Genomic DNA, 14,375 nt, shown 5'->3' on the forward strand with positions numbered 1-14,375 from the left:
CACCTACCGCCGAATGTCCTGTTCGTCGATCAAGGCATCCAGTTCAGCGTCGACGTCGGTGCTTCGATCACCACCCGACGCAACGGCCAGTTTCACCGCGGGCCCGATCGCCGCCAGCCCGACGTCGGTGAACATGTCCGCGTGTGAGGTGGGGACCGGACGGTCCACGATCACGCCGGTTATGAACGGTCGCCACGCCGACGCAGTGCGCAGTGGGTCGAAGGTGTCCGTGTGTGCCGAGAAGAACAGCAGATCACCGACGAATCTGCCGGGGCGATACCGATGTGCAAGGTGCGCCCCGGCGCAGTACTCGTCGTACAGTCGCTCGATCGTGTTGCTGGAGGCCAACGGATGATCCCCGATACTGCGACGGAGTAACACTTCCGCAGCCGCGGGAGTCAACTCCACCGCATCAGGGACCGCTATCCCCAGCCCCGCGACCAATTCCGCGAGTGTGGGTTGCGCTCCGTCCATTGACGGATCCTCGAGCACGAAACTGTCCAACAGGACCAGTTCGGCAACGCTCTCCCCCAATGCCTGCAGCTGCACGGCAGCAGCGTGCGCGATCAGTCCCCCGATCGACCATCCGAGTAGGTGATATGGACCGTGCGGCTGGACTCGGCGGATCTCCGCGACATATCTCGCCGCAAAATCTTCGATCATCTCTGCCCGGAATTCCGGGTCCGTGAGGATCGGCGACTGCAGGCCGTACAACGGTCGGGCTGGATCGACGTACTGAGTCAACCCGCCGTAGCACCAGGCCAAGCCGATCGCGGGATGGACGCAGAACAGCGGTTCGGCTTCCCCTGAGGTTCGGATAGGCAGCAGAACCGACAGTGCTGATGCATCCGACTCGGACAGTGCTGATGCATCCGGCTCGGACAGTGCTGATGCATCCGGCTCGGACGAGTCGGCGTCGGCAAGCTTGCGGGCCAGCGCCTCCGGCGTCGGATCCGAGAACAACCACCCCACGGGAACTGCGCTCCCGGTCCTCACCTCGATCGCAGCTACCAGACGTGTTGCCATCAGCGAGTTTCCGCCGAGATCGAAGAAGCTCGAATCTGCGTGGACCATGTCGACGTCGAGTGCGAGTACGTCGGCGAATGCCGCGCACAGAGCGATCTCCGCGGAACCCTCCGGCCTGCGGCCGCCGTCGTCGTCCCACGTGGGAGTCGGGAGCGCGGAGCGATCGACCTTGCCTGCCGGCGACGTCGGGATCGAGTCGATCGTCACGAAGGCGGACGGCACCATATGCGTCGGCAACAAGCGAGCGGCATGGCGGCGCAACATTGCCGAATCGATACTTCCGCCGACGGCAGGGACTACGTACGCCACGATCCTGGAATCGCTGCCGGCCCCAACGACGGCCGCGACGGCTGCACGGACCGACGGTTCCGACGCCACGACCGTGTCGATTTCTCCCAGCTCGATACGGAACCCCCGCACCTTGACCTGGTGGTCGCCGCGTCCGAGGTAGTTCAACGAACCGCCGCGGTCGCTGCGCACCAGATCGCCGGTGCGGTACATCCGCGCACCTGCCTGGCCGTGCGGGTCGGCAACAAACCGTGTTGCCGTCAACGCGGGACTACCGAGATACCCCCGCGCAAGTCCGGCCCCGTTGACGTACAACTCCCCGACGAGTCGCCCGGGTACCGAGTGCAGGCGCGAATCGAGAACACGCGCGGCGACGCCCCGGATCGGGCCACCGATCGACACCGGATCCCCGACGCTCAACTCGTCGCTGATCGTGACCGCGACCGTGGCCTCGGTCGGACCGTAGGCGTTGAACATCCGTCGCCGTGGGGCCCACTGGGATACGAGCTCGGCTGAGCACGTATCGCCGCCGACGATCACTACGTCGAGCTGATCGAGTCCGCTGGGATCAACCGTCGCCAGGGCTGCTGGGGTGACAAACGCGTGCGTGACGGCGCAGCGCTGCATCACATCTCGCAGTTCGGCGCCGCCGTACACCGTCGCGGGTGCAATCACCATGGTTGCGCCTGCGCCGACGGCAAGCAGCAGTTCGAGAATCGACGCGTCGAAGCTGGGAGACGCAAAACTCAGGGTGCGGGAATCAGCGCTCACGCCGAATCGCTCGCGTTGTTCCTCCGCAAAAGCTGACAGTCCCGCGTGGGTGACCAACACGCCCTTCGGTTTTCCGGTGGAACCGGACGTGTAGATCAGGTAGGCCGGGTGATCGAGCTCGACCGACACCGGACTCACGTCTGCGCGGCCGACGGTAAGTTCGAGCGACTCGAGTGTGACCCACCGCGATGTGTCCGGCAGGTCGGCGACATAACTGCCGGCTGTCAGTCCGAGAACGGCCCCGCTGTCGCGAAGCATGTGTTCGATGCGTTCGGCCGGATACGCCGGATCGACAGGCAGGAACGCCGCGCCGGTCTTGGCTACAGCCCACACTGCGATCACGTAGTCGACGGAGCGCGGAAGTGCAATCGCGACGATCGTTTCCGGGGCAGCGCCACTCGCTACCAGCACGCGGCACAGAGCGTCGGACCGGCGATCGAGTTCGCCGTACGTCAGCGCGTCGGACCCCGCCACGTCGATCAATGCCAGAGCGAGCGGATCGGACGCAGATCGGGCGAGAAGCTGCGGCAACGTCGCGGGGTCGCCTGCTACCTCACCGTGCACAGCACTGGACTCATTCGGTCCGAGGAGGTCCACGTCGCCGACTACGACGGTCGGATCGGCAGTCACCTCGGCGACAAGCGTCTCCAACATCGTTGCAAACGACGCAGCGGTATCTGCGTCGAACAGATCCGTTGCATAGGTCAGGGACGCGGTGTACCCGGCGCCCTCTTGCGCTGTCTGTTCCACGACCGTGAATTGCAGATCGAACTTCGCGACGTCGGGCGTGATCTCCTCCGCGCGGACGCTCAGTCCGGGCAGTTTCCACGCCACCTGATGAGCGGCGTGGAAGGAGAACATCGTCTGGAACAACGGATGGCGGTCGGTTGTACGCGTCGGCGCCACGACCTCCACAACCTGTTCGAAAGGAATGTCCGTGTGGGCAAATGCATCCAGGTCAACGGCGCGAACAGTGCGTAGTACGTCGACGAAGGTCGCAGCGGGATCGACAATCGTGCGCAGTCCGACGGTGTTGACGAACATTCCGACCAGATCGTCGAGAACTCGGTGGCCGCGGCCGGCGACCGGCGAGCCGATCACGACGTCGCTGCTGCGACTCACGCGAGACAGCAGCACGGCGTACGCCGCGTGCAACACCATGAACGGTGTCGCTGCGTTAGATCCGGCAAGGGCTTCCACTGCGGCGCGAATGTGCGACGGCAGCGTGACGGTGACGTGCGCACCAGCCAGCGATTGAGTGAGCGGCCGCGGCCGATCAACGGGGAGATCGATCAACTCGGGTGCCCCGCGCAAGGTTTCCCGCCAGTACGACGCCTGTGCGCCGAGCACACTATCGGGGTCGTCCGCGCCGCCGAGCGCCTGGCGTTGCCACAGGGCGAAGTCGGCGTAGTGCACGTCGAGTGGTGTGAAGTGCGGAGCATGTCCGGAGCATCGTGCAATGTAGGCGGTGAACACGTCCCTCATCAAGGGCGCGACGGACCATCCGTCAGCGGCGATGTGGTGCACGACGATGACAAGAGTGTGGCGATCCGGTGCGGTCTCCATCAGTAGTGCGCGGATGGGTGCTTCGGAGGTGACGTCGAAGCCGCGAGAAGCAAATTCGGCGGCAATCGACACCGCCCCACGGGCGCCTTCCGTCTCGAATTCCACCGCGGTGACGTTGCTCTGCACCACCTGATGCGGCCCGGTATCCGAGTCGGGGAACACCGTTCGCAAGATCTCGTGACGCTCGATCACATCGAGCACCGCAGCTTCGAGAGCCGGCACGTCGAGGCTGCCGTCGAGTGAGATTGCCGCCGGAACGTTGTACGCGGGTGAGGCCGGATCGAGTTGGTTGAGGAACCAGATGCGTGATTGCGCGTACGACAGTGGAATTCGTTCGGGGCGCTTGCTGACAGTGATCGGCGGCAGCGCCAGGACCGAAGCCGTTGAATCCAGCGCAGCTGCGAGGTCTCGGATTTCTGGGTGTTCGAACAGCATGCGGACCGGAACGTGGCGGCCCAGTGATTCGCCGAGACGCGCAACCAGCCTGGTCGCGAGCAGTGAGTTGCCGCCGAGATCGAAGAAATTGTCCAGACCGCCGATGTCCTCGGTACCCAACAATTCTCCGAACGCGGCGGCGACCACCAGTTCGGTTGCCGTGACCAGGGGCGCCACCGTTCGCTCGATCGTGCCAAGCACCGGTGCCGGTAGTGCGGCCCGGTCCAGCTTTCCGACAGGGGTGAGCGGAACGCGGCCGATCGGAGTGATCGCCGATGGCACCATGAACGCCGGCAGGGACCGGCGCGCATGGCTCAGAAGCTCTTCCACCGCAACTGTTTCCGTCGACAGCACCACGTACGACGCCAATATCGTCTCGCCGGCCGGGCCGTCCACACCCACCGTGACGGCAAATTCGACGCCGGGATGGCTGCTGAGAACCGAATCGATTTCGCCGAGTTCGATGCGGAACCCACGTACTTTCACCTGATGATCGGACCGCCCGACGTAGTCGATGGTTCCGCCGGCAGTCCACCGCACCAGGTCACCGGTCCGGTACATACGAGTTCCACTGGGACCGAATGGTGCCGCCACAAATCGCGATGCGGTCAGCGCAGGCTGATCGTGGTATCCGCGGGCCAGTCCGAGACCGGCGATGTAGAGCTCACCCGTCACACCGATCGGCACCGGATTTCCGGATCCGTCGAGAACGACAGCCGACACTCCGCGGACCGGTCCGCCGATAGTGACCGGCTCCCCCACTGCCAACGCGTCGCTGATGCACACCATGACCGTGGTTTCAGTGGGGCCGTAGCCGTTGAACAACCGACGGCCCGGCGCCCATCGCTGCACCAGTTCGGGCGGGCATGCTTCGCCGCCGACAACGATCGATTGGAGCACGTCAAGTCCGGCGGGATCGACCGAGGCAAGCGCTGCTGGTGTGATGAAGGCGTGCGTGACGCCTTCACGGGCGATGAGCTCGGCCAGATCTTCACCGCCGTACACATCGGGCGAGGCAATCACCATCGTGGCGCCGGTATCGATGGCAAGCAGTAGTTCGAGGATAGAAGCGTCGAAGCTCGGTGACGAAAAATGAAGGGTCCGCGAGGAGGCAGAGATGCCGTATCGCTGCGTTTGTTCTGCGGCTAGCGCACTCAGTCCGCGGTGAGTGACGCTGACGCCCTTGGGTTTACCCGTCGAGCCCGACGTGTAGATGATGTATGCAAGGTTGTCGGCTCGGATAGGTGCTGCTGGTACCACCAGTTCGCGCGAATCAGCGACAATCTCATCCATTGTCAACCACGGCACGGATCGTGGAAGCGACTCGAGCACAGATGTTGTCGTCAATCCGCGTGATGCTCCGGAATCGGTGAGCATGTGCAGGATTCGATCCGCCGGATATCGCGGATCGACGGGAACAAACGCCGCACCGGTCAATGCCACGGCCCACAGCGAAACAATCGAGTCGACGGAACGCGGAATCGCAATCGCCACAATGTCTTCGGCGCCGATTCCCTCCGTGGTCAACCGATGCGCGACCGCTGACGCGCGGGAATAGAGTTCACGGTAGCGCAGGGTCACATTTCCCGATCGGAGCGCAACCGAATGTCCGGCCTCCGTTGCCGTCTGGGTGAAGATGTCCGCCAAGGTGCGCGAACCGACCCAGGCCGGTCCGCGAACCGGCATCAGCGACGCCCGCTCGTCGGCGGTGAGCAGTTCGATATCGGCGATCGTGGTACTCGGATCGGCGATTACGGCCCGCGCTACCGACTCGAACCGCGCGGCAATCCGCGCTGCTGTGTCCTCGTCGAACAAAGCGTGCGCGAAACGCAGGGAGCCGGTGATCTCCGGGTTCTCGGAATCACCCGCCACGAGCGTCAGTTCGAGATCGAATTTCGCTGTCGCAGGTTCGAGTGGCTCCGCGTGCAGATGGACGCCATGCACACTCACCTGCGGAGACACAAGATTCTGGTGGTACGACAGCATGACCTGGAACACCGGATGACGCGGCGTCGACCGGTCGAGTTCGAGTGCGTCCACCAGCACGTCGAAGGGCAGATCGGCGTGTTCGAATGCGGCGAGGTCGCTCTCGCGTACGGCGTCGAGCAGGTCCGTGAACGGCGCCCGGTGATCAACCGCTGTGCGCAGCGGCAAGGAGTTGACGAACATTCCGATCAGCGCATCGAGTTCGGGGCGCCCACGGCCGGCAACCGGTGTTCCGATCACCACGTCGTCGGTCGCGCCGAGGCGTGCAAGAACAAGTGCAAACATCGCGTGCAGGACCATGAACTGCGTTGTTCCGGTGTCACGGGCCAGAACGCCGATGTGCCTGCCTGCATCGGAGTCGAGGATGACCGGGACGGAACCGACCGCGGTGGTGGACTCGGATCCTCGTGGACGATCCTTGGGTAGGCGCAATTCGGCCGGCGCGCCGGCCATTGCCGCCGTCCAGAATTTCAGCTCACGAGAAACCACGCTTTCCGGATCGTGTGCATCACCGAGAACGGTGTGCTGCCACAGCGCGTAATCGGCGTAGTGCACGTCCAGCGGCATAAATACCGGTGAGTCCCCCACTGCGCGAGCCGAATACGCAGCAACGAAATCCGCAGCAAACGGGGTCAACGACCAACCGTCGAAGGCAATGTGGTGGATAACCACCACCAGACGATGCACGTCCGGGCCTTCGCGTACCAGCAGCGCCCGTAGCGGAAGGTCCGCACTCAGGTCGAAACCTCGACCTGTGAACTCGTCCACCGTGGTGTCGGCATTACCGGTGCACTGCTCCACCGCAAAATTCACGTCGGCCCGCGCGCGAATGATCTGAACGGGACCGTCAGCGTCATCGACATAGACGGTTCTCAGTGCTTCGTGACGTGCGATGACATCGGACAATGCCGCTTCGAGGGCGCCGACCGACACGTTTCCGGTAATCCGAATCGAGAACGGAATGTTGTAAGCCGGCGATGCCGGATCGAACCGGTTGACGAACCACAGTCGCTGTTGCGCGGCCGAAAGCGGCACGCGATCAGGGCGGACAACGGCCGTGAGAGCCGGGCGATCGTCCGAGGCTGCGACGCACGAAGCGAGACGCAGTGCCAGACCTTCGACGGTGGGGTTCTCGAAGATCGACCGCACCTCTACCGCGATACCCGTCGCGGCGGTCAATCGGGCGGTGACCTGCGTGGCGATCAGCGAGTTGCCACCGAGATCGAAGAAACTGTCGGTTGCTCGCACGGCGGTCACATCCAGAAGCGCTGCAAAGACTTCCGCTACTGCCTGCTCCAGACCCGGCTCCGGCGCGCGCCCGGTACCGAGGATTTCACGCGCGAGCGGCGTGGGTAGCGCCCGGCGGTCCAGCTTTCCTACCGGCGTCAGCGGTATGGCGTCGATGGCGGTGATGGACGACGGAATCATGTAGCGGGGCAAGGTTTCCCCGAGCAACCCGAACAGAGCCTCGGTGTCGCGGTTCTCGCCGTCGCGGTTCTCGTCACTGAACAGCACGTACGACGCCAGTGTGGTCCCCACGGAGGATTCGACGGCGATTGTTGTTGCGAACTGTACAAGCGGAGATTCCATCAACGCGGCGTCGATCTCACCGAGTTCGATGCGGAATCCGCGGATCTTGAGTTGATGGTCGCTGCGCCCCACGTAGCGAAGTGTGAGGTCCTTGGTCCAACGAACGAGGTCTCCGGTTCGGTACATCCGTGCACCGTCGGGCGAATACGGATGTGCGACAAAACGATCCGATGTCAATCCGGCACGTCGATGGTAGCCGCGAGCCAGCCCCGGTCCACCGATGTACAGCTCGCCGACACCGCCGACCGGCACCGGTTGCAGCCGCGAGTCCAGGACAACGGCGTCGACACCGCGGATGGGTCCGCCGATGGTGATCGACTCACCGGGTTCGATCTGGTCGCTGATCGCCACCATCACCGTGGTTTCGGTGGGCCCGTACCCGTTGTGCAGCCGGCGTCCCCGGCCCCAACTCTCGACGAGTTCCGGTGTGCAGACGTCGCCGCCGACAACAACACATTCAAGTTCGGAGATACCGGCGGGATCTACCGTCGCGAGTGCTGCGGGTGTGACGAAGGCATGGGTCACCGCGCTCGTTCGAAGGAACTTCCCAAGCGCCTCGCCGCCGTAGATGTCGGCCGGCGCGATCACCATCGTCGCGCCGGTGGACCCCGCGAGCAGAAGTTCGAGTACGGCACCGTCGAAGCTCGGTGACGCAAAATGTAGGGTCCGGGAATTCTCGGTGATCCGATATCGATCCTGCTGTTCCCGCGCAAGATTGGCCAGGCCGGAGTGCGTCACGACGGTGCCTTTCGGCACACCGGTCGATCCGGACGTGTAGATGATGTACGCAGCAGACGCTGGTGTGGTCGATGTGGAGTGCTCGTCGTGGCCGATCGGAGAGTCCGGATACGCCGCGACCTCCGCCGCGATGTCTGGGTCGCGAAAGTCGATCCACGCGGCAACGCTGCCACCTGCGGCAGCGTCGACTGATCTGATGCCGATCCGCGCTCCGGAATCCTCGAGCATGTGCGCCACGCGATCTTCCGGGTACCGCGGGTCGACGGGAACGAAGACTCCACCGGATTTGGCGACTGCCCACACTGCAAGAACCGAGTCGACCGACCGCGCAACTGCCAGCGCTACCGGCACTTCGCCGCACACGCCCAGGTCCATGAGGTATCGAGCGATCCGATTGGATTCACTGTCAAGCTCGCGGTACGACAGTGCGCGCTCACCGTCGTCGACGGCAATCCGGTCGGGATATGCCTCTGCCGTGCCGCCGATAATCTGCGCTAGCGTCGCATCGGGCAACCCTGCCTGACCGCGTCGTGGCAGTACGGCGGCGCTTTCACCGGCATGAAGCGTATGAAGATCGCCAACCCGAGTTGCCGGGTCGGTAACGGCGGACTTCACGAGCGTCACGAAGTTCTCGGCCATCGCTTCGATCGTCGAGGTGTCGAACAGGTCGGTGGAATAGGTGAGGGTGGCGTCGATTCCGTCTGGTCGGGAAATCCCCTCGATCTCGGCTTCGTGTCGTTCGGCGATCGTCAATTCGAGATCGAACTTGGTCAGGCCGGTATCGACCGCACGAGCCGCCATCGAGATCCCGGCGATTTCTCCCGTGTGGGTGGTCGCAATCCGCGAGGTGATTGCCACCTGGAACACCGGATTGTGCGACGACGAACGATCGATTTCCAGTGCGTCCACCACAACGTCGAATGGCACGTCTGCGTTGTCGAAAGCGTCGAGGTCGATACTTCTGACCTGTTCGAGGTACTCGTGAAATGTCATGGCGCGGTCGATGACCGTGCGCAGAGCGAGTGTGTTGACGAACATACCGACGATGGGATCCAGAGACCTGTCCCCTCGACCAGCGACCGGCGTTCCGACGACGATGTCGTCCGTACCGCTGTACTTGGCCAGTAGCAGAGCAAAGCAAGCATGCAGAGCGATGAACGGCGTGGCGCCGTGGTCTGCGGCCAGGGCCGTCAGTTTCTGATGGACGGGCGCATCAATCCTGAAGTCCATGTGCGAACCGCGCAGCGACGGCGCGATCGGGCGAGGACGGTCGATCGGCAGATCAAGTTGTTCGGGTGCGTCTGCGAGTTGGCGAGTCCAGAACGCAATCTGTTCGGATGCAAGCGAATTCGGGTCGGCGACTTCGCCAAGGTGCTGACGATGCCACAGGGCGTAGTCGGCGTACTGGACGGTTAACGGTTCCCACATCGGAGCGTGGCCGGTGACCCGAGCGGCGTAGGCGCCGGTGAGATCGGCTGCCAGCGGAGCAAGTGACCAACCGTCCGCCACCATGTGATGCAGGACAACCACCAGGACATATTCGTCGGTATCGGCAACCTGGATCAGCAGGAACCGCACCGAAGATTCACGCACCAGATCAAAACCGGCCGAAGCAAATTCGAAGATCCGGTCTTCTAGCAAGCGCGGTTCGACGTCGATGGATTCCAGTGCCTCGAAACTGTCACCGGGATCAAGAATCTCCTGAACTGCCTGGTCGGCGCGTTGAGGAAACACGGTGCGCAGCGATTCGTGCCGAGTGACGACATCGATCAGGGCTTGCTGCAGCGCTGCAGTATCGACATTGCCCCGCAGCGATATCGCAAACGGAATGTTGTACGCACCGGACTCCGGCGCCACTCGCCCCAGGAACCACAGTCGCTGTTGTGCGGGCGCGAGCGGTAGCGTCTGCGGACGTGGTTCAACCCGCAGGGCACCGCTGTCCGGCGTCTGAGTTGCGTGTTCTACGCTCGCGGCAATTCCGGAAACAGTCGTGTGGTCAAACAACGCCCGCAAGGGCATTCGCACGCCCGTTGCCTCGGCCACCCGGGCAACCACCGTCGTCGCGGCCAATGAGTTTCCGCCGAGATGGAAGAAGTTGTCGTCGAGCCCGAGTGGGCCACTGCCAAGAATGTCGGCAAGAACAGCGGCAACCGCAATTTCGGTCGCAGTAGTCGGTGACCGGAACGCAGCCTGGGAACCCAGGATCGGTGACGGCAGGCTGCGTCGGTCAAGTTTTCCGTTGGTGGTCAAAGGAATTGCGTCGATCACCATGAACGCGTCGGGAACCATGTACGTCGGGAGCATTCCAGCAGCATGCATTCGCAACGCCTGGTCGTCGACGGCGTCGGCTGTGGTCACATACGTGACCAGAACATCACCGGCCGGTGTGGGTGCCACCACCGTCACGGCGTCGTTCACTCCGGGAGCAGCGAGGATTACGGCGTCGATCTCACCGAGTTCTATCCGGAAACCACGAATCTTGACTTGAGCGTCACCGCGACCGAGATACTCGAGCCGGCCGGGTTCAACCCAGTGAGCCCGGTCTCCGGATCGGTACAGCCGCCCTCCGCCGGCGTTGAACGGGTCGGCGACAAACCTGCACGCCGTCAGGTCCGGACGCCCGAGGTAACCGCGAGCGAGCTGGCCGCCGGCAACGTAGATCTCCCCCGCAACACCCACTGGGACGGGTGAGAGATGGTCATCGAGCAGGTAGACCCGAAGCCCGTCGATGGCGTCACCGATCCGGCTGCCGGCCGCTGAGCGTGCGTGTGCACTGCCCAGTTCGAGACGAGTGACGTGCACCGTCGTTTCGGTGATCCCGTACATGTTGACAAGAGTCGGTGCCGAGTCGCTGTGATTGTCGTACCAGCGCCCGAGGCGACGCAGGTCCAGTGCTTCACCGCCGAAGATCACGTACCGGAGCGCAGTCTGAGACACTGCACGCGTGTCCGCCTCGATGTACTGGTAGAACGCCGACGGTGTCTGATTCAGCACGGTGACGCCTTCTTCGGCGACAAGAGCACGGAAGGCATCGGGATCACGCGAAAGGTCGTGGTCGACAAGTACCAGCGTTCCGCCGTTCAGCAGCGCTCCCCACAATTCCCACACCGAGAAGTCGAAGGCAAACGAGTGGAACATCGTCCACACATCGGTGTGGTCGAACCCGAAATCACGACGTGTGTTCTCGAACAGTCGCATCACCGCTGCATGAGTTACGGGGACGCCTTTCGGCCTCCCGGTCGAGCCCGACGTGTAGATGACGTAGGCCAGGTTGTCGGCGCTGTAAAAACTCGAGAGGTCGCCGAGAGTGTCGGCGGAGAATTCGGCGGATTCGACCCCGACCACCACCGCGCCAGAAATCTCGGCGTCGGAAATGATGCACACCGGCTTCGCGTCGTCGATCACAAAACTCACCCGATCAGCCGGGTGCGCACGATCGAGTGGGAGATAAGCACCGCCGGCCTTCAACACGGCTACTACGGCGACGATCATGTCGAGCGATTTCGTCAGCATGATGCCGACCAGTGATTCAGGCCGCACGCCCTCCTGGATCAGCTTGCGTGCCAGCCGGTTCGATCGCTCGTCCAGCACTCGATACGACATCCGCTCGGTGCCGCACACCACCGCAACAGCGTGTGGCAGGTTCCGCACTTGACCAGCAAGGACGTCGGTCAGTGTACGAACCGGAGTTGGCGGCCGCACCGGCCGTACGAGCGCACCTCGCTCGTCGGCTCGCAGTAGCGCAACAGCCCCCAAAGCCAAGCGAGGTGTCGTCACCAGCGCGGTCAGGATTCGGTTGAAGCGGTCTGCGAGATCCTCGGCAGCTCGCTGCGAACCGAGCCAGTCCACAACCCCGGTGACAGTCCGGTCGCCGCTGCCGTCACTGCCAGCCGGGACCGTCAGCGAGACAACAAGGTCCGGGTCGGTGGCGATGTCGGACCCGATGGGCACCCCTACTATCAGTCCGGGAAACCTTGGGTGCGCGTCGAGTGCTTCGTCGAAACAGAGCATCGCCCGGAACAAAGGTCCGTTCTCCACTGTGCGACCGTCCCCGAGGGCTGCGGTCACCGATGTCAGAAGGGTGTCCGCACGATCGAATGCTTCGACAGTGACACCATCCACGATCTCGACCAATTCCGCGAGCGTCGCGGAGGTCGACGCTTCGGTTCTCAGGACCAATTGATTGGCGAACATCGATACAAAATCGTCGGGACTCGGCGAACCGTATCCACGCACCGATACCCCGATTGACACTCCTTCGGCCGAGCCGTGGCGTCGTAGCAGGCCAACCATCGCGGACTGCAGCAGCACGAACACACTCGTATCCGTCGCTGCGGCCATCGACTCGAGACACCGGAACACATCGGATTCGATCGCGACGGGCGCCTGAGAGCGAATCCCGTCCGCCGACACCGGCAGCCCCAGTTCTTCGGCAGGTGTCGAAAGTTTCCGCGCCCAGTATTCGATATTTTGCGAATGGCGAACATTGTCGACCCAGCTCCGCGCCCCGTGAAAATCTATATCCGACAATCGGGTATCAGGACCAGCGGCGCAGAACAATTCGAGGAAATCGAGGAACCCACAATGGTGGGCGGTGAGGGTCTCGTCGGTATAAAGATCCGGGTTGGCCGCAAAATCGATCTGGATGTCGGTGGTGGACGGCTGGTAGACGTTGACCGACAGATCCTCCACCGGGCCCGTCGAGATCACCCGGAGTTCACCGGCGGCGGCGCCCAGAGTAATGCCGGAATGAAACAGCATCAGATTGATCAGTGGTCCGTGAAATCCTCGACCATCGGCCATGGCCCCAGTACCCGCGTTGAGATCTCGTCGCAGATCCTCGTGTCGATACTTCTGATGACGCAACGCGCCGGTGAGTTCCAGTTTCACCTCGCGGAGCACGTCACCGACGCAGTAGTTCGGGTCGACCGTCGCCCGCAGCGGTACAACGTTCGACATCATTCCGCCGGACCGTCTGGCAGCCTTTGTCGTGCGTCCGGACACGGGCAGACTCAAGACCACATCTCTGGTGCCGATCGTGCGGGCCAGGAACGCGGCCAAGGCTCCGATCACTACTGACGCGGTTGTGACGTCATGAGCGTCCGCGACGATTGCGATGGTGTTTCGCAGCGCCGCAGGCACAGTTGCAGATCGGATCCGGGCCCACGACTGCGCTGGCGCCGTATTGCGTGCAAGTGACGTCCCGGACGGCTGATCAGCCATCTTCGTGTTCCAGTACTCCCGATCGCGGTTCCATCGCGTCGAACCCAGGTAGTCGGATTCGGACTGGACCAGAGCGGGGAGCGACGCTGTTTCCTGGTCGGGAACCGGTTCGTTCCGAACGGATGCGGTGTAGATCTCGGCTGTGCGATTCATCATCGACATCGCGCCGAACCCGTCGAGAGCCACGTGATGAATGCGGCTGTACCAGTAGTAACGGTCCTCCGCAAGCACGAGAACTGCCATCCGCACCAGACGATCGACGAATGGATCCATGGGGGTGGTGTGTTCGCGGTGCATCCAATCCTGGGCTGCCGCTTCAGGATCCGACTCTCCGCGCAGGTCCACCACGTCCAGCCGGTCATCCAGGTTCACGTCGAGCCATTGCCGTGGCGTGCCGTCCACCTCGACCAATCGGAGATACCCCGATCCGATCTCACGTCCGGTTTGCTTACTCGCCGCGGTCAGTACTGCAATGTCCAACGGTCCGTCCACATCGACGTACTGCGCAATGGTGACCGGAATTTCGGGCCTCAGCTGTTGCGCGACAAGTAAGGAAAGTTGTGAAGGGGACAGCGGGAAAGTGTCGGACATTCTTCCTCGATTGGGGCTACCTTCCACACGGATCTCCCTTGAACGAAATAGTCGTGACACACGAGCAAAAACGCACCAGTCAATAGGCCGAGCCAAGAAAGGAGCAAATGCCGAAAGCTGACAAATTGCCCACTTGAGATCTCATCGTGACTATCCGTCGC

General features: G+C 63.0%; 1 protein-coding gene. It reads right to left on the reverse strand.

Annotated features, from left to right (window positions below; genetic code table 11):
• Positions 1–3 precede the first annotated feature (3 nt).
• Positions 4–14,214 carry a non-ribosomal peptide synthetase gene (locus tag R4P64_RS17190; RefSeq protein WP_317821904.1) on the reverse strand — a complete coding sequence of 4,737 codons (14,211 nt, stop codon included), beginning with the start codon at positions 14,212–14,214 and terminating at the stop codon, positions 4–6.
• Between the last annotated feature and the right edge of the window lie 161 nt (positions 14,215–14,375).

The sequence above is a fragment of the Rhodococcus sp. IEGM 1366 genome (assembly GCF_033142425.1).
Taxonomy (GTDB): Bacteria; Actinomycetota; Actinomycetes; order Mycobacteriales; family Mycobacteriaceae; genus Rhodococcus_F; species Rhodococcus_F globerula.